Here is a 25,795-nt window from a genome sequence, read left to right as displayed (position 1 = left end):
GTGTTCTGGGGCCTCCCCGAGGCCCTGAGAGGGGCGACGCGAACCGAGGATAGTAGGAGTCTGTCCAATCCCGGTCAACTCGAGCCCCGAGCGGCCGGCCGGCGGCGGCCCCGGGGCGGGCTCCTTTGGGTCCCCGGCGCCGTTGGTGGGTGGACCGCCGAGGGGTAACCTCGGCCTCCGATGGACAAGCTGATCGTGCGCGGCGGGCGGGCTCTGGATGGCTCGGTCCGGATCTCTGGGGCCAAGAACGCCGTGTTGCCGATCATGGCGGCGGCCCTCCTGACCGACCAGCCGCTGACCGTGCGGGGGGTCCCGGCGCTCAGCGACGTGCGGACCCTGGGGGCCGTGCTCTCCGAGCTGGGGGTCGAGGTCGGCCCCGTGGAGGACGGCACCCTGCGTCTGGAGTCCGCCGGCGAGATCGGCCACGAGGCCGGCTGGGACTTCGTCCGCAAGATGCGCGGCTCGGTCTGCGTCCTGGGCCCCCTCCTGGCGCGCCTGGGCCAGGCCCGGGTCAGCCTGCCGGGCGGCTGCGTCTTCGGCGTGCGCCCGATCGACGTGCACCTCAAGGGCTTCGAGGCCCTGGGCGCGCGGGTGCGGATCGACCACGGCTACATCGTGGCCGAGGCCCCCAGCTCCGGCCTGCGCGGCTCCGAGGTGTTCCTCGGCACGGCCTTCGGCTCGTCGGTCACCGGCACCATGAACGTGATGATGGCCGCCACCCTGGCCCGGGGCACGACCGTGATCCAGGGCGCCGCCTGCGAGCCCGAGGTGATCGACCTGGGGCGCTGTCTGCAGGCCATGGGAGCGCAGATCGACGGGTTGGGCTCGCCGCGGCTCGAGATCTCCGGCGTCGAACGACTCGGTGGGGCGGAGCACACCGTCCTGCCCGACCGCATCGAGGCGGGCACCTACCTGGTCGCCGGCGCGATCACCGGCGGGCGTGTGCGCGTCACCGGCTGCCGGCCCGGGGACCTGTCGTCGCTCGTCGACCGCCTCAAGCAGGCCGGCTTCGCCATCGAGCGCGGCGACGACTGGCTCGAGGTGCAGCCCAAGCACTTCGGCTTCCGCCCCAGCCCGACCGACTGCACCACGCAGCCCTTCCCCGGCCTGCCAACGGATCTGCAGGCCCAGTGGATGGCGCTGATGTGCCGCGCGACCGGCGTGAGCCTGATCACCGAGCGCATCTACCCCGACCGCTACATGCACCTGCCCGAGCTGGTGCGGATGGGCGCGCGGATCCGTCGCCAGGAAGCCCTGGCCGTGGTCGAGGGCACCGAGCGCCTCTCCGGCGCCCACGTCACCGCCAGCGACTTGCGCGCGTCGGCCGCCTTGGTCCTCGCTGCCCTGGTCGCCGACGGCGAGACCCAGGTCCACCGCGTCTACCACATCGACCGCGGCTACGAGCGCATCGAGGAGCGGCTGGTGGCCCTCGGCGCCGACATCGAGCGGGCCGAAGACGACTGATGCGGCTGTGGGCGCTCGCGGTTCTGTTCGCCATCGTCGGGTGCGGAGGAGGTGCGGTCTCAGAAGAGGTCGCGCCCCGCGTATCGGTGCGCCTGAGCGAAGAAGAGAGAGTCGGCTCCGTTCGGTTCAGCGGCCCAGCGGATGCGACGCTGATCACTCCGTTCGGTCACGCCAGAGGGACAGACGCCTCGCTCGACATCGAATGGCCGCAGGGAGGCCCCCTCCGTCTCCACAAGCACCAGTGGAACGGCTTCATGTCGTTCGACCTCGAACTCGTCATCGACCCGGCGTCGACGGGTCGCCTCAAGCGCGGCGAGATCACGACGTGGGTGGATTTCGGGCCCACCTGGAGTGTCTACGACGACCTCGACGGCAAGGTCTCGATCCACTGGACGCCGATCGACGGCGGCAGTCGAGTGCGCCATGAAGTCGTGCTCTTCGGCTACGAGGAATCCGGGTCCCTGGGCTACGTCTTCGCCAGCGGACGGGTCGATGTCGACACCGACCGGGATTGACTCAGCCCCGCGCGCGCTCGATGGCGCTCTCGAGGGCGTCGAGGACCTCCTGGCCACCCTGGCCGGCGCGCTCGAGGTAGACGTCGCGTAGGGGCTGGGCCAACTCGCGAAAGGCTTCGCGCTCGGCGGGCTCGAGCTCGATCACGGTCAGGGAGGGCTTGGCCGCGAGCATCTCGGCCAGGCGCTCTTCGTTGACGCTGCGTTGGTGCTCGGCGAGGAAGGGCTCGAGGTCGGCGACGATGCCGTCGACGGTGGCGCGCAGCTCGGGGGCGAGCCCGGCCAGGAAGTCGTGGTTGGAGAGGAAGGTGGTCAGGAACGGGGCGGGCTTGGCGCGCACGAGGTAGTCGGTGACCTCGTAGAAGCTCATCTCCTCGATGGCGAAGAGCGGGTTGACCTGGGCGTCGATCATGTCCAGTTGCAGGGCGCTGTAGACCTCGCCGTAGGGCATGGCCTGGGGATTGGCGCCGAAGGCGTCGTAGGTCGCCAGCAGCAGCGGCGAGGTCATGGTGCGGGTCTTGATCCCCGCGAAGTCTTCGGGCCCACGCACCGGTTGCTTGGTGGTCCAGACCATCCAGCCCTCGGGCAGGATCGACATCAACTCCAGCCCGAGGGGCGGGAACAGCGGCTCCACCGCGGCGCGGATCTCCGGATCGGCCAGGGCCGCGCGGTTGGTGGCCTCGTCGTCGGTGAACAGGAAGTGCAGCAGAAGGGCCTGCAGCTCGGGGATCGACTTGCCGAGGTGCCCGGGCGAGGACATCGCGAACTGCAGGCCGCCCATGCGGAGCTGCTCGGTGATGTCGTCGCTGGTGCCGAGGGCGCCGTAGGGGTAGACGGTGACCGACACGGCACCGTCGGTGCGCTCCGCGACGAGACGCGCGAACTCCTGGGCGTAGGCGTCCTGAACCGAGCCGGGTGCTTCTTCGATTGCGAGGCGCCATTGGGTGCCGCCGCCGGTCGAATCCCCGCCACAACTCGCGACCAGGATGGAGAGTAGCAGCGCTGCAAGCGTGGGCAGGTGGACGTGGGAGGTTGCGTTCATGGTCTGTCGAATGGTGGGGGCCTTCACCGGGGCTCAACGCCGCATGAAGGGACGCTTCGAGCTGGCCGACGGCGGCACGATCTTCCTCGACGAGATCGGCGAGATGCCCCTGCACCTGCAGGTCGACCTGCTCAGCGTGTTGCAACGACGGAGGGTGCAGCGGGTGGGTAGCGATCGCGTGACCGGCATCACCGACGAGGCCCTCGACGCCCTGATCCGCTACCGCTGGCCGGGCAACGTGCGCCAGCTGCTGAATGCGATCGAGCACTCCCTGGCCCTCTGTGTGGGCAATGAGATCACCCTCGCGGACCTACCCGACTCCGTGGCCGGCCGGGACCCAGCGTCCGAGGACGACCACGGCTCGGCGGGCTCGGCGAGGAGCGAAACGGAGGCGGAGGGGTGGCTCGACCAGCCGCTTCGACCGGCGCGCGCGGCGGCGGCTCTGGCATTCGAGCGCGCCTACTTGGAGGGCCTGCTTCGTCGCCACGAAGGTCGGGTTGGCAAGGTCGCCGAAGCCGCGGGGATCTCGGCTCGCAGCCTCTACGGGAAGCTCCAACGACACGAGCTGCGCAAGGATGACTACCGGTAGCTACTTCTTCGTCACGGTCCGCGCGCTGGTCAACTCGCCACCCCAACTCCCCCAGCCTGAGAATGGCATCGACTTGCCGTCGACGGGGGCGTCGAAGTTGCCGTTGATCTCGAAGACGTAGTCGACCGACGACTCGAGCGAGTGCAACCGTCCCGCGGTGACGTTCCACTCGAAGCGCCCCTCGCCCTCGCCGCTGATGATGACGAGCGCGCGCAGGTGCTCGGGCACCAGGTGGTCGGCGCGGATCCTGGCTTCGAGGTCGAAGGCGGTTTGCATCAGGTCGGTCAGGTCCAGGTGCAGCTCGACTTCGATCGTGAGATCGACCTGAACGATGGTCTGGCCGTCGAAGACGCGCGTCCCCGCCAGTTCGGCGACGACGTTTCCGGCGTGGCGCTCGCGGCCGAGGTCCGCCAGGACCGGCTCGAAGGCGCGCAACAGCTCGGGGTCCACCGGCCGGTCGTCCTCCATGCCGATGCGGAACAGCTCGGTGATGTCCATGCCGGGGATGCCGACCAGCTCCAGGGCTTGCTGGGGTGACAGGTCGCGCTTCCAGGTCGACGCGTTCCGCACCTCGCCCTTGGGCAGCAGCCAGCGGCAATCGAGGTCCTCGCGCAGCACGCGCGCGGCGGCCTTGGCCTCTTCCGGATCGAGTCCGTCGTCGATCACCTCGGTCTGGAAGCGCGCGCGGCGGCGGTCCCAGTTGAAGCGCGCCAGGGCCGGCCCGTCGTCGTCCCGGCGACCGTCGACCAGGACCTCGGCGTACTGGCGCTCGAGGCTCATCAACTGCCCCAGCTCCACGCTGCGCACGGTGTCGATCGCGGTGGCTTCGACGTCGAGGCTGCGCTCGCCGTCCTGGGGGTCGAACTTGTTGTAGACCTCCTCCAGGGGCATCGATTGACCGGCCACCTCGAACCCGCCGCTGCGGAACTCCACCTCCAGCTCGAGTTCCAAGCGCCGCTCGAACTGGTCGCCTTCGGCCGGGCTCCACGCGAGCTGGTAGCTCGTGGGCTCTGCGCCGGCGGACAGGATCAGGGCGACAGTAGGGGCGATCAGGATGCGGTGGACGGGCTGCATGGCGGGCGGGTCGGGACGCTCGGTCGACCCTCGGCGGTGGTCCGAGGGCCTTCGAGCGGGCTATCGGCCATCCCCAGCCCGCTTCTTCAGCCCCAGGGACGGGGAGTCACCGAGACCCCCTCGCGCGCGGACTGGCGCGCGGCCTCCAGCACGCTGGCCACGCCCAGGGACAGGTCCAGGCCGTACAGGGGATCGGGCACCGCGCCCCGCGCCACGGCGGCCAGTTGGGTCCAGGCGTCGGTCAAGGACCCACTCAAGGGCGGCGCCGTGTGGCGCGCGCTGGGGCCGCCCAGGTCCATCTCGCCGATCTCGTAGGTGCCCGCCCGCCCGGTCCGCAGGAAGCCGCTCGAGCCGATCAGCTCCACGTCCTTGACCGGATTGGGCCAGCACCAGGAGGCCTCGACCACCGCCTGGACCCGGTCGAAGTCCAGCAGCAGCGTGGCCTGGTCGTCCACGCCGCGGTGCTCCTCGGGCCAGATCGACTGGGTCGAGGCGGTGACGCGCTGGGGGGGCCGGCCGACCAGCCACAGGGCCAGGTGCACCCCGAAGCAGGCGAAGTCGACCATCGCGCCGCCGCCGCGCTCGGAATCCAACAGCCACTTGAGGAACGAGGGCGCGCAGCCCAGGGCCGCCGGACCCTGGTGCCCGGCGCGGATCCGCAGGCGCGAGAGCTCACCCAGGTCCCCCGAATGCAGGTGGTCCGCCGCCGCTCGGATGGCCGGGTAGTGGGCCGTCTCGTAGTGGGTCAGGATGCTCAGCTCGCGCTCACGAGCGACGCGGGCCAGGGACAGGGCGTGGTCCAGGTCGAAGTCGAGGGGCCGCTCGACCAGGGCCGCGAGCCCCGCGTCCGCGGCTGCGGCCAGGGCTGCCCGGTGCCCGACGATGTCGGTCATCACGACGACGGCGTCGGGCTTGGTGCGCTCGAGCAGCTCGGCTGCCTCGTCGGTGCGCGGCAGGTCTCCGAAGCCGTACTTCGACGTCAGACGCCTGAACAGGGCCTGGTCGTGCTCGGCCACGCCGACCAACTCGATGTCGTCGCGCAGGCGCGCGGAGTCGAGGACCCAGTCCACGTGCCCGTGGACGAGCCCCAGGAGGGCGATCTTGAGCGGTTGCATGGGGCGACTACTGTGCCGAACCCTCGGCGGTGTGCGTGAGCTCGCCGGTCCAGTCCAGGTCCGCGTGGATCTCGAAGGTGAAGGCGTCGAAGTCGGCGGCCAGATCGACGTCGAGCTCGGCCTCGAACTCCACCGTCAACTCGAACGCCGCGAAGCATCCCGCCGCCAGGTCCCAGGTGAGCTCGCCCGTCCCCGAGTACGACACCGCCATCTCGGCTTCGACCTCGGGCGTGCGCCCCTCGCCGCTGCCGTCGTCGAACTTCACCGTGTCTGTGAAATACTGGCTCAGCTCGAGGGTGCCCTCGTGCTCCAGGGCGAGTCCGATGCGGGCCAGCTCGCGCCCGTCGTCGTCGGCCTCGACGGAGACCAGGGTGCAATCGACGGTGGCTCCCTCGGCGAGCACGTCGAGGAACTCGCCCAGGCGCCCGAGCAGCTCGCGCTCGTCGTCCTCGGCCCCGAGACCGGCGGCGATCGTCGGGGCGCCGGCGGCGTCGAGGCCGCCAGCGACCAGGTCGAAGAGGTCCTGGCCGGAGAGGTAGACGCGCCAGGTCGCTCCGGCTTCGACGGCCTCGCCCGGGACCAGGTGTCGGAAGCCCAGATCCTCGGCCAGGGCGGAGAGGGACTCCAGGGGCTCACCCGCCTTCGAATCCGTCGCGTCGTCGCCGGCCGCGAGCAGCCGCCGCTCCCAACCGTCGTCCCCGTCGCGCCGGAAGAGCACCCGCGCGCCCTCGGTCAGGCCCTCGGCCATGTCGGGCGTCTCGCCGTCGACGGTGAACTCCCCGTACTCGCGCACGAAGGACAGGGGGCCATCGGCGGTGTCGCCCAGGGGCAGCCGCAGCTCGCTGTCGCGGGCCGCGAAGGCCAGCTCGATGTCGCGCGAGAAGGCGTCCTCGTCGTAGCCCTCGATGAAGTCGGCGGGGTCCTGGTCCTCGCCCATGATCTGGATCGCGGCACCCTCGAACTCCAGCTTCCACTGGACGCGATGGTCGGCGGCCAACTCGGCCCCGGGCGGCGGCGACCACTCCAGGGGCGTCTGGGCCGGCGCGGCGAGCAGGGTCAGGACCAGGAGTGACAGCGAGGTGTGGGTGGTCATGGCGGATCGACGGGTGGGTGAGCGGGCGGGAGCGATTATGCTCCTCGCCCGACCGCCGCGAACCCACCTGCCATGTTCCAGAGTCTCACCCAACGCCTTTCCGGCGCCTTCGACCGCTTCCGCGGGGAGAAGGAGCTCACCGAGAGCAACATCGAGGAGGGCCTGCGGGACGTCCGCCGCGCGCTGCTCGACGCCGACGTCCACTTCCAGGTCGCTAAGGACTTCGTCGACAGCGTCCGCGAGCGGGCCCTGGGCCAGGCCAAGATCGCCGACAAGGGGGTCAGTGCTTCGGATCAGTTCGTGGCCGCGGTGCACCATGAGCTGGTCGAGCTCATGGGCCCCGAGGACGCCCGGCTGCAGATGGCCAAGTCGGGTCCGACGGTGATCCTGATGGCCGGTCTGCAGGGCGCCGGCAAGACCACGACCTGCGCCAAGCTGGCCCGGCTGCTCGTGACCAAGCACGCCAAGCGGCCGCTGCTCGTGGCCGCCGACGTCAAGCGTCCGGCCGCGGTGGAGCAGCTGCGCGTTCTGGGGCGCAAGCTGAACGTGCCCGTCTTCCACCAGGAGGGCCTGGGTCCGGCCGACGTCTGCGAGCGGGGCGTGGCCCACGCCCGCGCCCAGGGCAACGACGTGGTGATCCTCGACACGGCCGGCCGTCTGCACGTGGACGACGAGCTGATGGACGAGGTGGCCGAGATCGCGCGGCGCACCTCGCCCGACGACCAGATCCTGGTGGTGGACTCGATGACGGGCCAGGACGCCGTGCGTTCCGCCCAGGAGTTCCACTCGCGCCTGTCCCTGACCGGCGTGATCCTGACCAAGTTCGACGGTGACGCCCGCGGCGGCGCGGCGCTGAGCCTGAAGAAGGTCACCGGGTGCCCGATCCTGTTCCTCGGCACCGGCGAGAAGATCGAGGACCTCGACGCCTTCTCGGCCGAGCGCGTGGCGGGCCGCATCCTGGGCATGGGCGACGTGGTCGGCCTGGTCGAGGCCGCCCAGGACAAGATCGACGAGACCGAGGCCCAGGCCCAGTACGAGCGCCTGGTGATGGGCTCGTTCACGCTCGAGGACATGCTGGCCCAGCTGCGGATGATCCAGAACCTGGGTCCGCTCAAGAAGGTCATGGGGATGCTGCCCGGCGTGGGCCAGCAGCTCGACAACCTCGACATCGACGACAAGCACATCAAGCGCATCGAGGCCCTGTGCACTTCGATGACGGCGCGCGAGCGCCTGCAGCCGGACCTGATCGACATGGGCCGGCGGCGCAGGATCGCACGCGGAGCGGGCCAGGACGTGGGCGCCGTGAATCAGCTTCTGAAGCAGTGGAAGCAGATGAAGCAGCTCATGAAGGTCATGAAGAAGATGGGCATGGGCGCCGGCATGGGCTCCAAGGCCAAGCGCGCCGCCCTCGAGGGCTTCTCGCCCTCCGGTGAGCTGGCGGCGGACCTGGGCGGCGGCGGGATGCTCGACAAGCTCGGCGGCGCGGCGCGCGGGCTCGGCGGCGCCGCCAAGGGCCTGGGCTCGATGATGGGCCTCGGTGGCGGCGGCGGTCTGCCGGAGGGCTTCGACCCCTCGATGCTGGCCGGCGGGGGAGTCCCCGGAGCTCGCGGCAAGTCCGCCACCCGCAAGGCCACCAGCGCGCGCGACAAGGACAAGCAGAAGGCCAAGAACAAGCAGAAGCGCAAGAACCGGCGCAAATAGGGCTGTCACGAGTTGGGGCGAGGGGCGGTCCGGGCGCGGAGCGCGTTGCCCAGCCATCAGGCCTCCTATTCGGATGGCTGGCCGCGACGGATCGAGCGATCGTGGTGGGGCGGGGCGAAGCCGACAGTTGTCCAATTTTCTCCGCCCAAGGACGCTGGGTATCCGTTCTTGTCGATTGGATCGAGGGTCTGGATCGAACTCGGAATGGAGCCGTCAAGTGGATTCGAATCACTGCCCTGCTCCAGGGGTGCGCATTCATATCCGGCCGGCCCGCTGCCTCATTGGTGGGGCTGTAAATTCGGATCAGGTTGTGCCCGGTCACGCTTCCATCCGAGCAATGAAGTCGCGACCTTCTTCGTGATTCATTAGGGAGGGTTGTCGATGCGAGAGAGATCAGCTCTTGGTGTTCGGGTGGGAAGTCAGTGGCTCGCAACCGCTGCCCGGATCTGAGCCACTCTATTGGCCTTGGCCTCGTCGCCATGGGCAAGCGCGGAGGTGACACAGCCGTCGGCGGACTCCCTGCAAGTCGCCGTCGCCCAACTTGCGGCGAGTGGGTTCTCGCCACCTCCGGGATTCGAGGTCGTCGAAGTCGAGCCGGGCGAGCTCGGTGGGAACCCGGGGCGGTGGGAGTTCGACATCGAGGCTGGGACGGGGGAGATCCAGATCGATGTCGCGGTGGTGCAGGACCTGCTCGGAGATGTCGCGATCGAGACACCTGGTGCCCTGACAGGAGCCTTTGTGCTGATCTTGGTGCACGAGTACCATCACGATCCCAGCAACGGCGGCCCGGGGTTGGCCAACTACTGCGAGCATGCCGTGATCTTCTCCAAGAGCTACAACTGGTTCATCGCACACTATCTTTGTGACGTCGAATCGGACATCGACTGAATTGCCCTGTGCCTGTTCCTACAGTCGATGGTCGGGAAGACCTACGACGCGCGAAAAGCGAACTTGCGCTGCAACGGGCAGAGCGGTTGGCCCGGTCCGCTCAGCAACATACCAACGCCGGAGTGCTGCGAGGTCTGAAGCGATGGAAGCAATCAACCAGTCGTCGTTCAGGAAGTTGCGCCTCGTCGGTTCGACGGTCGTGATCTTCTTGCTCGCTTTGACCCGGGCGGAAGCGGGTTCCCGAACGGGGCAAGCGGCCGATTTGGAGCCGATTGCGCTCGAGGAGCTCGACCCCGACGCCGTCTTCGTCACTGGATACTCGAGCGGACTCTTCGGGCAGCGATTCGATGCCACGGCCCTGGGCCATGCCGTCGTCCGCACTCGCAAGGAGCGCGCGTCGGACGCGGAGCCCTGGAGCGTCGCGACGGGGGAGGAGTCCGTGTCATTCACGGTCACCCACCTTGCGGCGGCGGCCGGGGGGGATGTGCTCTGGGTCGCGGGGTACGACGATGCGAACAATGGCGTCCTGGAGCGCTGGATGTTCGACCGGCGCCCCGGTGGTTGGTCGGTGACTTGGGTGGCCCAGGGTGGAGCGATATCGGGTGGAAGCGCCGTTCGATCCATTCTCGGTGGAGGCCCCTTCGTCGCGCCCGAATCGACGCAGCTGCCCGCGGCGGAACGCCAGAGGATGCTGACGCTGCCGGGCGTTCTCCCGGCCAAGATCGCTGTGACTCCCGATGGAGAGCAGGTCTACTTCTATTCGCACCTCGAGAAGGCGATCTATCACAGCAGCGTGGTCGAGCACAGCGCGGATCCACTCGACGACGAGCTGACGACTCCGTCGCCGGTCGTGACGTCGGCGGAGGTTCCGGTTCTCGGTACGTTGAGTCAGATGATGGTCTGGTCCGACGCCGAGCACGGACTGCAGCTCGTGGCCTACCTGAGAGGCTCCTACTCGCCGACGGAGCCGCCCTACCGGGTCCTCGTCGTCGATTCGGACGAGGATGGCATCGTGGACGAGCCAACTTGGATGACCAAGTCACAGTGGAAGCAGCTCCCCTACGGCGCACCGGGACACTGGGATCGGCTCTGGTGGGAGTAGCAGGCGAAGGCGCCACACCGCCGACGTCGAGCTGAGGTCCCTCGCGCCCGCCACGCCTGCAGTCCAGGCAGTGGGGGACCGGTGTCCCTCGCCCCTCCGTCGCGGGCGGCCCGGAGTCCGCCAGGAGCGCCATCGCGGCCGGGCCGGGCCGGGCCGGCGGGGGGCGCGGGGAGGCGCGAGGGCGCGCCGGCCGAGCCCTGACGTCGCCGCGAGGGGGTCGTCTCCCGATCCGGGACCCGCACGGATCCGGGACCCGCACGGATCCGGGACCCGCACGGATCCGGGACCCGCCACGATCCACGACTCGACGGGGTCGGCTGCCCCCCGGATCTCGCGCCGCAGCAAGTCCGCCGGACTCGCTGCTCGGCCGGGATCTCGCGCCGACCCCCGGCGCTGGGATCCCAGGCCCCTCCGGTGACCCAACCGGGCCGGATTCGGGGCGGCGGACCAGGAGCCTGCGCCACAGAGTGCGAACCCGCCGCCACTCGCCCCGAACTCGATCGCGGCCCTGCGCCGACTACCCCGTGGCGCCGAGGCTACGGCGAAGTTGATGCGCCTTGCGCTCGAGCCAGGGTCGAGCACCGGCGAATCCGCATCCTGTGACGCAGCCTCCTGGCCCGCTGGCCCCGATCCCGCCGGTCGGGCCTCCACCCGAGGGGCCGGCGGCGCCCAGGCCGCGGCGCCCAGGTGAGCCGATGGCCGGACTCGGTCGGGGCGAGGGCGCCCTGACGCTCCCCCAGGCTGGCTCCCGGGGGGCCGGGCCGCTATGCTCCTCGCCCTCCAGTCGGCGCGCTCGCGTCGTCTGAAGCCTCGGGTCCGCCCGAGACGACCGCCGCAACCGGCCCCTACGGCTGATCAGTCTTCTGTTCAGTCTCCAGGGGGCGCCGGACCTGCGGCGGACAACGTGAGTCCCCGCGCCGCGTGCGCCGGGACCGTCCGCCGGCCTGCCGCCGGTGGGTTCTCTCGACTCTCACCACATCGACCGACTCGAACCATGGCCGTCGTCATCCGCATGAAGCGCACCGGGCGTAAGAACGCCCCCTGCTACCGCATCTCCGTCGCTGATTCCCGCAACCCGCGCGACGGCCGCACCCTCGAGACCCTCGGCATCTACGACCCGATCTCGCCGGTCGAGGACCTGCGACTTCGACTCGACGTCGAACGCGCCCGCTTCTGGCTCGATCGCGGCGCCAAGCCCAGCCACACGGTCAACAACCTGTTCGTGCGGGAGAACGTCTACGAGGGCAAGGTCGAGAAGCCCAAGCGCGAGCGCCCCGGACGCGCCAAGGACACGAAGAAGCGCGCGAACCGCGCCCAGCGCAAGGCCAGCTTCGCCGCGGCCAAATCGGCCCGTCGGGACGAGCGCGCCGCCGCTCGCAAGGCGGCCAAGGCGGCTGCTGGCGCCGCGGAGTAGCGCCGCTCGAGTGACGGTCGCGCGGGGGGCCTGGATCGGACGACGTGCCGATCCCCGACCCCCTGCCCTGCGAGGGTCAAGACGCCCTGCGAGGGCACGAGACCGCGCGACCGTCGCCCGCTTCGACGTCTGCTGCGCCCGCGGAGGTGGCCCGCCAGGTGCTCACCAGCGCCGATAGGCCGACCCTATCCGTTCCGCGCGTGATGCCCTCGGCCAGGCGGCCGGGGCGACGACCCCACCGCCACGCGCCGATCCCCGGCGCGTGCAGCTCCGCCCCGCGCGCCCTTCGCGCAGCCGAACCGAACAACCCCGTTCGCCGCCCGTGAGCAAGAAGTCCGACCTGATCGTCAAGCTCCTCGACGAGCATCAGTTTCCCCTCCCCCTGCCGAAGGCTCCGGTGGAGGGGTTCGACCTCCTCGAGCACGGGATGTATATGGTGCTGCTCGAGCACCTGACGCCCACCCAGGCCGAGGCTTCCGTGCGGTCGTTGCGGTCCACCTACGTGGATTGGAACGAGTTGCGCGTCAGCCAAGTCCAGGAGATCGCCCAGTCGATCAAGACCAGCTCGCGCAAGACCGGCTTCGAGCTCCTGAACGAGCTCCGCGCGCCGGCCATGGCGGTCAAGGAGTACCTCCAGGACGTCTTCCAGGAGACCCACGGCCTGGACCTCGAGTTCCTGCGCGACGACGTCGCCGAGGGCGCGAAGAAACTGTCGGAGTTCAAGGTCCTGGGGCTCGCGCGCGGGTCCTACCTGCTGTGGCTGGCCGGTGAGGGCAAGGTGCCGCTGCACCTGGGGCTGATCAAGTTCCTCGAGAAGCTCGACCTGGGGCCGAAGACGTCGTCGGTCAAGAAGGCCCACGAGGCCTTCGACCCCCTGGTGCCCAAGGGCCGCGAGCTGGCCCTGACGATCGCCCTGCACGACATCCTCGAGCGCTGGAACGACGAGGAGAACCCGCCCTTCCTGACCATCGCTGCGCTGCGCTCGACGGCCTTCGGCAAGAAGGCCGCGACCGACTTCGAGAACGCCCGGGCCAAGGCCGAGGCCGCCCGCCAGCGCGAGGACGAGCGTCTGCGCAAGGAGGAGGAGCGCGTTCGCAAAGAAGAGGAGCGCGCTCGCAAGAAGGCCGAGGCAGTCGCGTCGAAGCGCGCTTCAGCCGACGCCAAGGCCAAGGCCAGGACCGCCGACCTCGCGAAGAAGGCAGCGGAGCGCGTGGCCAAGATCAAGGACGCCGAGCGCAAGAAGGTCGAGGCCAAGAAGGCTGCGGACGCCAAGAAGGCGGCCGAGGCCAAGCAGAAGGCGGCCGAAGCCAAGAAGCAGGCCGCCGAGGCCAAGAAGCAGGCAGCGGCCGCGAAGAAGGCTGCTGCGAAGCCCGCCGCCTCCAAGGCCGCCAAGAAGACCACCGCGAAGGTTTCGTCCAAGGCGAAGTCCGCGCCCAAGAAGACCGCGAAGAAGGTCGCCAAGCAGTCGACGGCCAAGAAGGCGGGCTCCAGCAAGGTCGCCAAGAAGCCGACCGCGAAGAAGGCGGCCGCGAAGCCCGCGGCGAAGAAGTCCGCGGCGAAGAAGACCGCGGCGAAGAAGACCGCGGCGAAGAAGACCGCGGCGAAGAAGACGACCGCCAAGAAGTCGACTGCCAAGAAGACGGCGGCGAAGAAGTCAGCCAGCAAGAAGCCGGCGGGTAAGAAGTCGACCGCCAAGAAGAAGGCGGCGAAGAAGTCCACCAAGAGTCGCTCCGGCGCCCGCTGAGGCCGCTCTTCGAGCGGTCCGCGGAGACCAGCGGCCGTCAGTGCCACATGGCTCACGAAGCGATCGTCCTGGCCTCGGCCTCTCCCCGACGGCACGCCCTCCTCAGGGAGGCGGGTCTGGCCTTCGACGTCCTCGCGGCCAACGTGGACGAATCGTTGGATGGCGCGCCGGAGCCCGAGGCTGCGGCCGCCGAACTGGCCCAGCGCAAGGCCGCGGCCGTGCGCGAGTCCCTGGGTGACGGGGCCCAGGGGCGCTGGCTGATCGGCGCTGACACGATCGTGGCCGTCCCGGCCAGCCAGGGCTGGCTCTTGCTGGGCAAGGCGGCCGATTCGCGCGAGGCGGCCGGCATGTTGCGGAGCCTGTCGGGGACCACGCACCGCGTCGTGACGGGCGTCTGCGTCCTGGGGATCGCCGCGGGCGGTCGCGCGACCGCCCACGCCGCCACCGAGACCACGGCAGTGACCATGCGCGAGCTGACGGCCGAGGAGATCGATGCCTACGTCGCGAGTGGCGAGTGGCGCGACAAGGCCGGCGGCTACGCCATCCAGGAATCTGCCGATCGATTCGTGACCGAGCTCACGGGCGGCGGGTTCGACAACGTCGTCGGCTTGCCGGTGGCCTTGACGCTGGAACTCCTGGAATCGGCTGGCGCACCGTTGCCGCTGCGTGGAGGTCAACGCTGATGGGTGTCTCCCCGACCATCGCGTCGAAGTTGGCCCAGCGCGCGGCGCGCTACGCGGAGCTGACCTCGCTCTTGGCCGATCCCGAGGTCGCGGGCGCTCCCAAGCGCTACTCGGAAGCCCTGCGCGAGCGCGGGATGCTCGAGCGCTCGGCGGAGCTGTTCGAGGAGCTCCAGCGGCTGAGGTCGGTGCGCGAGGACGCCGAGGCGATCCTGGACGAGCCCGACGCCGACGACGAGCTGGCCGACATCGCGCGCGAGGACCTCGACGGGCTGGACGAGAAGGAGGAGGCCCTCGAACACCGCATCAAGGGCGAGCTGGTCAAGGACGACGACCTGCTGCGCACGAAGGTGATCGTCGAGGTCCGTGCCGGGACCGGCGGTGACGAGGCGACGCTCTTCGTCGGTGATCTGTACACGATGTACTCCAAGTACATCGAAGCCCGCCATTGGCGGAAGGAGGTGATCGACATCTCCCCGACCGAAGTGGGCGGTATCAAGGACGTCACCTTCGCCGTCGAGGGCGAGGGCGCTTGGAACCTGTTGCGCTTCGAGTCCGGCGGTCACCGCGTGCAGCGCGTGCCGAGCACCGAGTCCCAGGGGCGCATCCACACCTCCGCGGCGACGGTTGCAGTGCTGCCCGAGGCCGAGGAAGTCGACGTGGACCTGCGCGACGAGGACCTGCGGATCGACACCATGCGCGCGGGCGGCCCCGGCGGCCAATCGGTGAACACGACCTCCTCGGCCGTGCGGATCACGCACCTTCCGACCGGCACCGTGGTCCAGTGCCAGGACGAGAAGTCGCAGCACAAGAACAAGGCCAAGGCCATGCGCGTGCTGCGCTCGCGCCTGTTCGAGGCCGAGCGTCAGCGGGTCCACGATGCGCGCGCCGCCGAGCGCAAGGAGCAGGTCGGCTCGGGCGACCGCAGCCAGCGCGTGCGGACCTACAACTTCCCCCAGAACCGCGTCAGCGACCACCGCCTCGGGGCCAACTTCAGCCTCGAGTCGATCGTGGGGGGCCGGCTCGACCCGCTGCTCGAGCAGCTCGTCGAGCAGGACCGCGAGGAGCGCATCGCGCGCCTCTGAGGGGCGGCCGGGTTCGGCGCCTCGAAGCGATCTCGCGGAGCGTCACCCCGCCGGACTGGGCTCGCTCCACCCGAAGCGGTGCCGACCGACCGAGTTCCACAGATCTCCTGTCCCCGGCCCCTCCCACGGGTCCCAGGCGGCACCTCGGCGCCGCGGGGGCTTGCACCGCCGGGGCCTCGGTGGAGAATGCTCCGTCCCCGGCCGCGCGGTCGGTGAACCGCCAGGCACGCGTTGCGTTGGCCACCGAGACCCGCGACGACCCCCTTCCCGACCATGACCGACGCCAGCGCATCCCCGACCCCGCCCGCCGTCCTGCAAGACCTCCCGGAGGGCGCCACGCTGCTCAAGGAGGGGAAAATTCCCTTCCGCCCGAAGGAGCGCAAGCTCGAGACCGCGCCCCTGCTGCTGAACAAGGCGGCCTGGGTGCTGGTGGTCGGGTCGCTGATCCCGTGGTACGGCCACGATGGCGGCTGGGTCACCACTGTGGCAGCCAAGGCGGTCGTGGCGCTGGGCTGCTTCCTGCTCTACTGCTGCGTCGTCGCTCGAACCGACGATCCGGTCCCGGCCGGCCTGGGCGCCCTCGGCAAGGCCCGTTGGGGCCCGGAGTGGGGGACCAAGACGCGCGGCTTCAAGGACCACATCCTGCAGCTGATCCCGACGCCGCTGCACATCCTCGCCTTCCTCGTGGCCGGCGCGGGCTTCCTCCTGCCCCTGGCCGATCCCCAGATGGGTGATCTGCTGAAGGCCATGGTCGAGGTCGGCTCGCTGCTGCTCGGCGGCGGCACCCTGGTCCACATCTTCGCCTACCGCAAGGGCGCGCACTTCTCGCCGATCTTCCCGATGCTCTTCATCGGCCCGGCGTTGGCCGGGACGTCGATCCTGATCCAGACCATCGGCGGCGGCAACATCGGCTCGAAGGTGCCCGCGCTGCTCGGCAGCATCCTCTCGGCCGGTGCGGGCCTGTTCGCCGTCTACACGATGGTGCTCGCGCTGATGGAGGCCAAAAAGGAAGGCGACGCCAAGAAGGCCGCCGCGGTCGAGGCCCGCAAGGCGGCGCGAGCGGCGCGCAAGAGCTAGTGACGGCTGTCGAGGGTCCCCCGCGCGTCGCACGCGAGATGCTCGCGCGGGGACGGGAGTTCTTGCAGCGCAAGGGGCTCGAGGAATTCCGCCTCGACGCGGAGCTCCTGGTGTCCCACGCGTTGGGCCTGGGGCGGTTGGACCTGTTCCTGCAGCTCGACCGGCCGGTCGTCGAGACCGAGGTCGTCGCGGCGCGCGAGCTCCTCGTGCGTCGGGCCAAGGGCGAGCCCGTCGCCTACTTGATCGGCGAGCGCGAGTTCTACGGTCGCGGCTTCGAGGTCGGGCCCGGGGTCCTGATCCCGCGGCCGGAAACGGAGCTGATCGTCGATCTCGCCCGCGACTGGGCCAAGCAGACCCTGTTCCCCTCCGGCGGGGCGCGGGTGCTCGACGTGGGCACTGGCAGCGGTTGCCTGGCTGTGACCCTGGCGCTCGAGTTGCCGGGTTCGACGGTCGATGCGATCGACGTGTCGGAGCCGGCGCTGAATCGCGCCCTGGCCAACGCCGCCCGCCTGGGTGCGGACGTCAGCTTCCACCGCGGCGACGGTCTGGGGCCCTGGAGGTCCGAGACCGCGCGCTTCGACCTGATCGTGTCGAATCCGCCCTACATCGACCCCGGTCACGCAGGCGACCTTGCCCGTGAGGTGCGCGACCACGAGCCGGTCGAAGCCCTGTTCGCGCCGGCCGGGGATCCGGACCATTGGGCGCTGCGCCTGATGGACCAGGGCCTGGCCCTGCTGCGGCCCGGAGGGGTGCTGTTGATCGAGCTCGGCTACGACCAGGCCCCGCGCCTGCGCGAACGAATGGCCGAGCGCGGCGTCGAGGGCAAGTTCCACAAGGACCTCGGCGGCCACGAGCGAGTGCTGGAACTGCCGAGCCTCGCGAGCTGAACGCTAGGGACCTGCGCCACTCGCCCACGCGCGTCCGTCGAGCCTCGATCGACGTCGTCCGCGGGCGGCAACTACCCTGATACCGGGCCTGACACCGGGTGCAGCCACGAGCTGAAGGCGCCGGTCGCCGAGGCTCGACGAGCGCGGTCAGGCCGTCGGGCCGTCGGCATTGCGCACGGCCACGTAGCGATTGACCGAAGCGCGCTGCTCGTCGTTGAGCTCGTTCATGAAGACCGCGACCTCGTAGTGGTCGAGGTGCGGGCTGATCTTGGCGCAGCGCACGACCACGCCGCGCGAGTCGATCGACAGCTTGCCGCCCTCGCCATCGGGCACGTCGATGTGCAGTCCGAGCAGGGTCAGCTCGGGGATCTCCCGATCGGAGAAGAAGCAGGCCCCGGCGGCGCTGATGTCGCGCAGTTGCACCTCGGTGAAGCCCTTCTCCAGGGCGATGCGCGCCGACCACTCCGCCTTGGCGCGGGCGTGCTTGCGGCGCTCGTCGACGGCGGGGCCACGATCGCGGGGGGCGGAGGGAGAGTCGCTCATGGGGGGGCTGGCTGGGTGGTGGCCGGGGGATGGCCGAAGGTAGGCACCCCGCCCCCTCCAGCGCAACGACGGAGGCCGGGTAGACCGTCTGGAGGGACGCCTGCCGGGAGGTGATCGGCAACCCCGCCGGGAGTAGGATCGGGGCTCGGGCGGGCCAGCGGCTCGCCCGGGGAAGCACCCCAGGAGCCGAGCTCCAGGGCGTCCTCCCGCTCCCGGCGGCACGGCGCCGCCCGCGCAGCAATCGAAATCTGACTCCCTCTCCTCCCTGGCCGTACCAACGGCCCCTTGGCGGCTGCGAGCCGCAACACGACACGATGGCGAGCTACAACAAAGTCCTTCTGATGGGCAACCTGACCCGCGACCCCGAGACCCGCTTCGCCCAGAGCGGCACGGCGATCGTCAACTTCGGCCTGGCCGTGAACGAGCGCTTCCAGACCCAGGATGGTCAGTGGCAGGACCGCCCGACCTTCGTCGACGTGACCATGTTCGGCAAGCGCGGCGAGGCCTTCGCGCGCTTCCACACCAAGGGCAAGTCGGCCTTCATCGAGGGCAAGCTGCGCCTCGACACCTGGGAGGACAAGAACGGCGGCGGCAAGCGCTCCAAGCTCTACGTGGTCGGTGACAACTGGGAGTTCGTCGGCGGCAAGGAAGACGGCGGCGGCGGTGGGGGCGGCGGTTCCTGGGGCGGCGGCGGAAGCAGCCAGCAGCGCAGCGCCCCTCCGCAGCAGTCCGGCGGCTCCTCCGACCAAGGCGGCGACGACGCCTGGGGCGGCTCCCCGTCCTTCGAGGACGAGATGTCCGACACGCCCTTCTGAGATCCGAGCGGCGACGGGCCGCGTGCCGACAGGAGTTCGACCCTGCGGCATCGACTGACGCGACTACCGACGGGGCCCACGGGCCCCGTCGGCCGTTCGGCGGAGCCCGCGCCCTTCGGCCACTGGGCCGGCTGGACAGCCCTCGTGCCGCACTGCCGGTGACTCCCGAGCGACCAGATGCATCCGCCGCCTTGGACCCGCTGTCAGCGGCCGAGGTTCACGTTCCAGCGCGGCTCGAGGGTCCGCCCGTCGAGCAGGCGCACCTGGCGGTAGCGCGGGGCGTGGAGGGCGAGCTCGGGGAAACCGTCGCCGTCCGAGTCGTCGAGGGCCGTCACGTCGTAGCCCGAGCGGCACCAATCGCCCTCGATCGGGAGCAGCGAGTCGTCGAGGCCGACGACGTCGAGCTGGCGCAGGACCGACCCGTCCGCCGCGGAGTGGATCACCAGGAATCCCCCGTCGCAGTCCATGCCCGTCTCGTTCGCCGTGTGCGCCAGGTCCGCCAGACCGTCGCCGTCGAAGTCGCCCACGCGGGCGATCGTCGCCCCCTCTGCCTGCAGGTAGCCGCCGCTGTAGTCGTGGGACCAACGCTCCTCCCCGGTCTCGAGGTCCGTGGCCGAGATGCTCTCGTCGATGGTCGTGGTGACGACGGCGTCGGGCACCCCCGAGGCGTCCACCAACCAGGTGGCGGCCCAACCGTCTCGCAACGGGAGGCCACGTCGCAGCGCAAGTGGCTCGGTGAACTCCGGCAGCGGTTGCGTCGACGGAGCGGGCCAGATGCCCGAGAAGCGGGGGATCAAGACCTCGCCCCGGCCGTCGCCGTCGAGGTCCGCGATGCCGAAGCCGGCGACTTCCAGGTTCGACGAGGACCTGCCGAACTGGGATCTGGCCTCCGCCGGCGCGACCAGTGCGCCCGACTCGTCCACCTCGAAGCCGGCCGAGACCACCGCGGCCTCGGTCCGGTACCACAGGGACACGGGCCGCCGCAGGCCGCCGTCCACCAGCACGACGCACCGGTCAGCGCCCACGAGGACGTCGGGCGTCGGGTCGCCGACGAGTTGCAGTCCGGCGCTGATCGAGGTGCCGAACGCGGCGATGCCCCGGGGCGACTGGACGGTTGCCAGGCGCGCGCCGCTGCCGCCGGAGAGCAGCACCAGGGGGCCGGAGGTGACCCTCCAGACCTCCGAGGCCCTCGGCGAGGCGACGGCCACGTCCCCGATCCCGTCGCCGTCCAGATCGCCCGCCGCGGCGACCTCGAGGCCGAAGCCCGGCTGGCCCTCGGCTGTCCACAGCGGGCTGCCGTCGACCCCGCTCAGGGCCCGCACGGTCGGGACGCTGCATCCGCCCCAGCCGAAGACCTCGGCGGCGAGCCGCCCGGCGACGACCACGTCGGACACGCCGTCTCCGTCGAGGTCGCCCGGCGAACAGAGGGAGTTGCGGCAGCGGTCGATGGCGTCGGCGGGCGCGGCGGCGCGGAGGCTCGCTGCGAGCAAGGTCGTGGTGATCATGGGCTCTCCGCGTTCGGTCACCCTAACCCTCGGATTCCATGGGCACGGCGCTCCGCGCAGCCCGTTACCTGCCCGTGACCCGGGCGGGGCCGCCGAAGGCCGCGGCGCCAACCGCGCGAAGCTCCATTCAGTTCCAGCCGAACTGCACGCGGATCGCGTTGGTCAGGCTGATGCCGCTGTCGGGGGAGATCGAGGCGGCCTGGAAGTAGAGGTCCAGTCCGAACAGCCCACAGCTGAGCGGGATGTCGACCGCGTAGAGCCCGACCTGGTCGAAGAAGTAGGGGCCGCCGCCGACCGCGACCAGCGACAGGGTCCCGGCAAAGGTCGGGATGTTCGCCTGGGTGTAGCCCAGCAGTAGTACGTCCTGGACGGCCGAGGAGACGAAGGTGGTGTGGTCGACGGCGAGCTTCAGGGTCCTGCCGATCAGGGCGTCCGTCCCCGGCGCCAGGCCGAAGACCAGCGGGTTGGCGGGCGAGCCGGGGATGACCTCCACGGTGCTCGGCACGGGCTGGAACTCGAAGCCGCGGTTGTCGCCGTAGGGCAGGAAGCCGAGGTCGATCCAGGTGCCGGCGTCGACGTCGAGCCGGTGGAACTTGCCCCAGCCGCCATACAGGTCGCCACAGGCGTCAGTCGCCATCCATTGCATCGACGGTGTGTCCGCGATCAGCGTCGAGAGCACGGCGCCCGTCGCCGGGTCCAGCTCGACCACGGCCGAGGAGGTGCCGCCCAGCAGGCGCGCCCCGTGCCAGTGCAAACTCTGGATCGCGAGGCTGCCCGTGACACCCCGCGGCAGCGCGGTCCCGTCGACAGCGATCTCGTACAACTCCGAGGGGCCGCCGGTGCTGTCGCCTTCGACGGCGAGCAGGCTGCCGTCCGGAAGGAAGGTCAAGCCCCGCACGCTCTCCAGCCCCAGGATCGGGCGCTCGTCCAGCGTCGCTCCCGTGAACGGATCGAGCCGCACCAGCATCAGGTCGCCGGCGGTGGAGCTGGGATTCCCCGTCGTCCACAGCCGACCGGCTGCGTCCTTGGCCATGGCGTTGGGGCGCACGCCGAAGATCGTCGCGAGGGTCGTCGCGGGGCCGCCGTCGAGGTCCATCTCGTAGGCCTTCTGGAAGTAGCTCACGGTGATGACGCCGGTCGGCGTCTGCGCGGCCGACGCGGGAGTCAGGGCTGCGAGGGTGGCGAGAGCTGCGAGCGCTGATGTGGCGGGTACGGTCCAGTTCTTCATGGCTCCCATCCTGCCACCGAGCTCGCCCTCGAAGGACGTCCGCGGGACCGGCCCTTCGCTGGACGTGCGCCGCGGCGGTCCGGCCCGCGCCGGTGAATCCAGGGGGCCAGGGAACAGCCGCCGCCGAACCCGCCGGGCGCGGTCATCCGCCAATTCCCCGCACCCAGACCCCGCCGGCGGGCCTCAGCGCGCCCGTGCCTTGGCCCGATCTCTCGGCGTCCGGGCCCAAACCCGACCCGCCGACGTGGGCTGCGCGCTCAGCAGCGCTTGCACTTCTCGTGCAGGTCCCCGGCCAGCAGATCTTTGCGGAACTGGCGGTAGGGGACGTCGTTCCAGATCTCGCGGCCGGTCTTCTCGTGCACGTTGCCGAGGTTCAGCTCGCGGCTGTCGAAGAAGTTGCAGCAGGGGGTGACGTCGCCCTCGACGGTCACGTAGGCCATGTGCCGCGGCCAGTAGCAGTCCATGCGCTGCTCCTTGGTCCAGGGCTCGAAGCCCCAGTGGACCTGCAGCGGGCCGTCGTAGGGGGGCAGGGAGCGCAGCCACTCGCGGTCGGCCTCGTCCAGCTCGAGGACTTCCTGGCCGGCCACGTGGCTGCCGTTGAGCTTGGTGAAGGTGATCGCGTCGACGCCCAGCTCCTCGGCGATGGCGAGCAGCTCGGGGACCTGCTTCAGGTTGCGCTTGGAGAGCACGCTCATCACGCCGATCGAAGGCGTCGTCGAGCCCAGGGCGCGCCGCGCCGCGAGCAGGTTCGACACGCAGCGCTTGTAGACGCGCAGTTGTCCGCCCTTGCGCAGGCTGCGGAAGGTCTCCGCGTCGGCCCCGTCCATGGAGAAATTGATCAACGCCAGGCCGGACTCGATCAGGCCGAAGGCCGCCTCGGCGGTGACCTTCGAGGCGTTCGAGTAGGTGTGGACCTCGATCCCGCGCTCGCGCGCCGCGCGCACGAGGGCGAACAGCTCGGGGTTCAGGAAGACCTCGCCCAGGCCCTGGAGCTCGACCTTCTCGACCCCGGGGAAGGCGTCGAGGATCCGGTTGAACTCGGCCAGGCAGAGGTGCTCGGTGGGCCGGTCGTAGCCGTCCAGAGAAAGGGGGCACGACTGGCAGCGGAAGTTGCAGATCGACGTCGTCTCGATCTGCAGGGCGCGCACGGGCAGGGGGTTCGTACCGGTCTCGCGCACCCACTCCCAGATCGCCTCCTGGCTGGCCCCGACCAGGTGGGGGGGCAGGTCCAGCTCCGACGGAGAGCCGCCCAGGGCCGGCTGGTCCTGGGACGGGTGTAGGGGCAGCTCCTGGGAGCTGGGGGAGGTGGTGTCGCGGTCTTCCATCGTGCGATTCGAACCGCCAAGTCTACCGCTGGCCTGATGACCAGGGTCTGGCCGGACAGGACCTTGTAGGCGGACCCGGCCGTCGTTGGGATAGCGGGCCTCCTCAGAATGCAGATCACGATCCAACTCCACGCGGTCCTGCGCGAGCGGGCCGGCGCCGAACACTTGACCCTCGACGGCGTCCCCGACGACCTGACCGTGGCCGGAGCCAAGCGGCTGGTGGCCGAGCGCTGGCCCGAGCTGGGGAACCTGGACCACGTGCGCGGGGTGCTCGGCACGCGCTACGTGCCCGACGGCCAGGCCGTCGACGGGTCCGAGGTCCTGCACCTCTTGCCTCCGGTCTCCGGGGGCGAGCCGGGGGAGGACGAGTTGCTCGAGCGGGGCCTGTTCGAGCTCTCGTCCGAGCCGCTCGATCCCGGGGCCTGCCTGGCGCGGGTGACCCACGAGTCCTGCGGCGCCTCGGTGGTCTTCACGGGCACGACCCGCAACCGCAACCGGGGCCAGGACGTCGACCGGCTCGAGTACGAGGCCTTCGCCGCCATGGCCGGTCCCGAGATGGAGCGGGTGTTCGAGGACTGCCGCGCGCTCTTCGGCGAGGGCGGCAGCGAGGAGCCGGCCTACGACTCTCCCGAGGGGCGCAGCCTGCGAATGCTGTGCGTCCATCGCACCGGCGCCGTGGGCCTGGGCGAACCCTCGGTCGTGGTGGCCGTGGCGAGTCCCCACCGCGACGCCGCCTTCCGTGCCTGCCGCTTCCTGATCGACGAGCTGAAGGCCCGTCTGCCGGTCTGGAAGAAAGAGCACTATGGCGATGGGCACCATTGGATCGGCGACCGTTCCTGAGTCGGGTGCGGGCGCCTGGGGTCGGCTCCCACGGCCTCCCGCGGCTGGCCCCCGCCTTCAAACGCCCGCCCGCCGTTGCTACCCTGCGCGGCCGCGAATCGGCGTGATGGGGCCCGCCGCTGGCGGTCCTCTGCTCCACACGTCCGCGCGGATCCAACCCGGGACGAGCCCGTCAAGGACCGTCCGTCCCGCCCGCCCAGTCCGCCCCAACGCGACCGAGACCGCGCGCCGGGCTCGGTAGCACGGCCCGATCGCTCCCCCGACATGAGCACCGCAGGATCGAGTACGACCGCCGCGAACGGCGCGCACCTGAGCCCCCTGACCGGCCTGCCCGGCGCCGACCGCACCGCGCGGATCGGCCGCGTGGGGGGGGTCAACCTCAACGCCAGCGGCGTGGAGCGTGAGGAGTTCGAGGTCGACGTGCTCTTCGTGGGTGCCGGCGCGGCCAGCTTGGCCTCCGCCATCACGCTCCAACGCCTGGCCCAGGCCAAGGGCCAGGAGCTGTCGATCCTGATCCTCGAGAAGGCCGAGGACATCGGCTACCACACCCTCTCGGGCGCGGTCATGGATCCGCGCGCGATGCAGGAGCTCTTCCCGGACTTCCTCGAGCAGGGCTGCCCGGTGGAGAGCGAGGTCACCTTCGACTGCGTCGACGTGCTCTTCGCCGGCGGGGGCAAGTTCCGCCTCAAGGGCGCCCTGGTCCCGCCGCAGTTCAAGAACCACGGCAACTACATCGTCAGCCTCTACAAGGTCGTGCGCTGGTTGAAGGACCAGGCCGAGGAGCTGGGCATCGACATCTACGCGGGCTTCGCGGCGAGTGAAGTGCTGTACGACGGCGACCGCGTGGTGGGGGTGCAGACCCGCGACTCAGGGCTCGCCAAGGACGGCAGCCAGAAGGGCAACTTCGAGCCGGGCATGAACGTGAAGGCCCGCGCCACGGTCTTCGCCGAGGGCACGCGAGGCAGCCTGACCAAGGGCTTGATCTCGAAGCTCGGTCTGGACGCTGGCAAGAACCCGCAGATCTGGGAGACCGGCATCAAGGAGATCTGGTCGATCCCCGAGGAGCGCGGCAAGCAGATGCTCGGTTCGGTGATCCACACCGCCCTGCACCCGCTCGGCACCCGCGGCTACGGCGGCGGTTGGATCTACGGCCAGAAGGACAACAAGCTGTCGATCGGCTTCGTCGTGGGCCTCGACCACCCCGACGCGAAGCTCGATCCCCACGCCCTGTTCGTGCAGTGGAAGCAGCACCCGGCGCTCGCGGAGCTGCTCGAGGGCGGCAAGATCGAGCGCTACGGAGCGAAGACCATCCCCGGCGGCGGCTACTACAGCCTGCCGCGCACCTATGGCGACGGCTTCATGTTGATCGGCGACTGCGCCGGCTTCGTCAACATGGCGCGGCTCAAGGGCATCCACCTGGCGATGAAGTCGGGCATGCTCGCGGCGGAAGCGCTGATCGACGCCCTGGCCGCGGACGACACCTCGGCGGGCAAGTTGAAGCGCTACGAGGAGCTGGTCGAGGGCTCGTGGATCAAGGCAGAGCTGTGGGGCGTGCGCAACTTCCGCCAGGCCTTCGCGGAGGGCTTCTTCGCCGGCTCGATCGACGCCGGCCTGCAGATGATCACGGGTGGCCGCGGCCTCAAGGCCCGGCGCGGCGTGCATCCCGACTACCAGTACACCGAGCGCATCGACAAGTCGCTGCTCACCAAGCCGACCTTCGACGACGGTCTGTCCCTCGACAAGCTGACCGACGTGTACCACTCGGGCGCGGTCCACGAGGAGGACCAGCCCAGTCACCTGGTGATCACCGACCCGGACATCTGCGTCACCAGGTGCACCGAGGAGTTCGGCAATCCGTGCCAGAACTTCTGCCCGGCGGCCGTCTACGAGTGGACCGAGCGTTCGGCCAAGGACGGCGTGATGATCAACGCCAGCAACTGCGTGCACTGCAAGACCTGCGACGTGGCCGATCCCTACCAGGTCATCGAGTGGACCGTGCCCGAGGGTGGCGGCGGTCCCAAGTACATCGACATGTGAGCACGGGGGCGGCTCATCCCCGCGACGCCCCCCTG

The 25,795-nt window shown here is 70.2% G+C and carries 23 protein-coding genes; 15 read left to right on the top strand and 8 right to left on the bottom strand.

The window, feature by feature from the left end; all coding sequences use genetic code 11:
* Positions 1–180 precede the first annotated feature (180 nt).
* Positions 181–1,464 carry a UDP-N-acetylglucosamine 1-carboxyvinyltransferase gene (gene murA / locus Pla133_RS14890; RefSeq protein WP_145066584.1) on the top strand — a complete coding sequence of 428 codons (1,284 nt, stop codon included), beginning with the start codon at positions 181–183 and terminating at the stop codon, positions 1,462–1,464.
* A gap of 254 nt (positions 1,465–1,718) precedes the next feature.
* Complete coding sequence (locus tag Pla133_RS14885) at positions 1,719–1,979, top strand: hypothetical protein (RefSeq protein ID WP_145066582.1); 261 nt, start codon at positions 1,719–1,721, stop codon at positions 1,977–1,979.
* Between the two features lies 1 nt (position 1,980).
* On the opposite strand, the gene dctP is transcribed toward Pla133_RS14885, so the two are convergent.
* Positions 1,981–3,018, bottom strand: a complete 1,038-nt coding sequence (dctP, locus tag Pla133_RS14880; RefSeq protein WP_145066580.1) for a TRAP transporter substrate-binding protein DctP — start codon at positions 3,016–3,018, stop codon at positions 1,981–1,983.
* On the opposite strand from dctP, the gene Pla133_RS14875 reads away from it, so the two are divergent.
* On the top strand, positions 3,017–3,607 hold the full coding sequence (locus tag Pla133_RS14875) for a sigma 54-interacting transcriptional regulator (RefSeq protein WP_419191558.1): 591 nt from the start codon (positions 3,017–3,019) through the stop codon (positions 3,605–3,607). The two genes, dctP and Pla133_RS14875, sit on opposite strands and share 2 nt — an antisense overlap.
* Here the strand turns inward: Pla133_RS14875 and Pla133_RS14870 are convergent, their stop codons facing one another.
* The 3 genes from Pla133_RS14870 to Pla133_RS14860 form a co-directional block, all read right to left on the bottom strand.
* Positions 3,608–4,681, bottom strand: a complete 1,074-nt coding sequence (locus Pla133_RS14870) for a hypothetical protein (RefSeq protein WP_145066575.1) — start codon at positions 4,679–4,681, stop codon at positions 3,608–3,610.
* An 86-nt stretch (positions 4,682–4,767) separates the two neighbouring features.
* Complete coding sequence (locus Pla133_RS14865) at positions 4,768–5,796, bottom strand: Gfo/Idh/MocA family protein (protein WP_145066573.1); 1,029 nt, start codon at positions 5,794–5,796, stop codon at positions 4,768–4,770.
* A gap of 7 nt (positions 5,797–5,803) precedes the next feature.
* Positions 5,804–6,889 (bottom strand): hypothetical protein, encoded by a 1,086-nt coding sequence (locus tag Pla133_RS14860; protein ID WP_145066571.1) that lies wholly within the window; start codon positions 6,887–6,889, stop codon positions 5,804–5,806.
* Between the two features lie 72 nt (positions 6,890–6,961).
* Here Pla133_RS14860 and ffh point away from each other — a divergent pair, with 72 nt between their 5' ends.
* The 9 genes from ffh to prmC all read left to right on the top strand — a co-directional run bounded on the left by ffh (position 6,962) and on the right by prmC (position 17,467).
* Positions 6,962–8,590, top strand: coding sequence for a signal recognition particle protein (gene ffh / locus Pla133_RS14855; RefSeq protein WP_419191557.1), 1,629 nt, complete (start codon positions 6,962–6,964; stop codon positions 8,588–8,590).
* 459 nt (positions 8,591–9,049) lie between these two features.
* Entirely contained in the window at positions 9,050–9,478 is a 429-nt protein-coding gene (locus Pla133_RS14850) for a hypothetical protein (protein WP_145066569.1), read from the top strand.
* 142 nt (positions 9,479–9,620) lie between these two features.
* On the top strand, positions 9,621–10,580 hold the full coding sequence (locus tag Pla133_RS14845; protein WP_145066568.1) for a hypothetical protein: 960 nt from the start codon (positions 9,621–9,623) through the stop codon (positions 10,578–10,580).
* Between the two features lie 994 nt (positions 10,581–11,574).
* Positions 11,575–11,994, top strand: a complete 420-nt coding sequence (gene rpsP / locus Pla133_RS14840; protein WP_145066566.1) for a 30S ribosomal protein S16 — start codon at positions 11,575–11,577, stop codon at positions 11,992–11,994.
* Positions 11,995–12,316: 322 nt separating this feature from the next.
* Positions 12,317–13,738, top strand: coding sequence for a hypothetical protein (locus Pla133_RS26325; protein WP_419191556.1), 1,422 nt, complete (start codon positions 12,317–12,319; stop codon positions 13,736–13,738).
* 47 nt (positions 13,739–13,785) lie between these two features.
* Positions 13,786–14,421, top strand: a complete 636-nt coding sequence (locus tag Pla133_RS14830; RefSeq protein ID WP_145066564.1) for a Maf family protein — start codon at positions 13,786–13,788, stop codon at positions 14,419–14,421.
* On the top strand, positions 14,421–15,503 hold the full coding sequence (prfA, locus tag Pla133_RS14825; RefSeq protein ID WP_145066562.1) for a peptide chain release factor 1: 1,083 nt from the start codon (positions 14,421–14,423) through the stop codon (positions 15,501–15,503). The genes Pla133_RS14830 and prfA overlap by 1 nt, the downstream gene beginning before the upstream one ends.
* Before the next feature lie 273 nt (positions 15,504–15,776).
* On the top strand, positions 15,777–16,580 hold the full coding sequence (locus tag Pla133_RS14820) for a hypothetical protein (protein WP_145066560.1): 804 nt from the start codon (positions 15,777–15,779) through the stop codon (positions 16,578–16,580).
* A gap of 38 nt (positions 16,581–16,618) precedes the next feature.
* Positions 16,619–17,467, top strand: a complete 849-nt coding sequence (gene prmC, locus Pla133_RS14815; protein WP_145066558.1) for a peptide chain release factor N(5)-glutamine methyltransferase — start codon at positions 16,619–16,621, stop codon at positions 17,465–17,467.
* Between the two features lie 147 nt (positions 17,468–17,614).
* Here prmC and Pla133_RS14810 read toward each other — a convergent pair whose 3' ends face one another.
* Positions 17,615–18,010, bottom strand: coding sequence for a PilZ domain-containing protein (locus tag Pla133_RS14810; RefSeq protein ID WP_145066556.1), 396 nt, complete (start codon positions 18,008–18,010; stop codon positions 17,615–17,617).
* 314 nt (positions 18,011–18,324) lie between these two features.
* Between Pla133_RS14810 and Pla133_RS14805 the strand changes: the two genes are divergently transcribed.
* Positions 18,325–18,825 (top strand): single-stranded DNA-binding protein, encoded by a 501-nt coding sequence (locus tag Pla133_RS14805; RefSeq protein ID WP_145066554.1) that lies wholly within the window; start codon positions 18,325–18,327, stop codon positions 18,823–18,825.
* Between the two features lie 203 nt (positions 18,826–19,028).
* On the opposite strand, the gene Pla133_RS14800 is transcribed toward Pla133_RS14805, so the two are convergent.
* The 3 genes from Pla133_RS14800 to Pla133_RS14790 all read right to left on the bottom strand — a co-directional run bounded on the left by Pla133_RS14800 (position 19,029) and on the right by Pla133_RS14790 (position 22,883).
* Entirely contained in the window at positions 19,029–20,330 is a 1,302-nt protein-coding gene (locus Pla133_RS14800) for a hypothetical protein (RefSeq protein ID WP_145066552.1), read from the bottom strand.
* 127 nt (positions 20,331–20,457) lie between these two features.
* Complete coding sequence (locus Pla133_RS14795; RefSeq protein WP_145066550.1) at positions 20,458–21,558, bottom strand: NHL repeat-containing protein; 1,101 nt, start codon at positions 21,556–21,558, stop codon at positions 20,458–20,460.
* A 257-nt stretch (positions 21,559–21,815) separates the two neighbouring features.
* Positions 21,816–22,883 (bottom strand): radical SAM protein, encoded by a 1,068-nt coding sequence (locus tag Pla133_RS14790; protein WP_145066547.1) that lies wholly within the window; start codon positions 22,881–22,883, stop codon positions 21,816–21,818.
* Between the two features lie 108 nt (positions 22,884–22,991).
* On the opposite strand from Pla133_RS14790, the gene Pla133_RS14785 reads away from it, so the two are divergent.
* Positions 22,992–23,723, top strand: coding sequence for a molybdenum cofactor biosynthesis protein (locus tag Pla133_RS14785; RefSeq protein ID WP_145066545.1), 732 nt, complete (start codon positions 22,992–22,994; stop codon positions 23,721–23,723).
* Between the two features lie 264 nt (positions 23,724–23,987).
* Positions 23,988–25,760: an electron transfer flavoprotein-ubiquinone oxidoreductase gene (locus Pla133_RS14780; protein WP_145066544.1), complete on the top strand. Its 1,773-nt coding sequence runs from the start codon at positions 23,988–23,990 to the stop codon at positions 25,758–25,760.
* Positions 25,761–25,795: the final 35 nt, after the last annotated feature.

This window comes from Engelhardtia mirabilis, assembly GCF_007748095.1.
Lineage (GTDB): Bacteria > Planctomycetota > UBA1135 > UBA1135.
The sequence above is the reverse complement of the archived record's forward strand: the minus strand, read 5'-3'. Positions and strand labels throughout refer to the sequence as shown.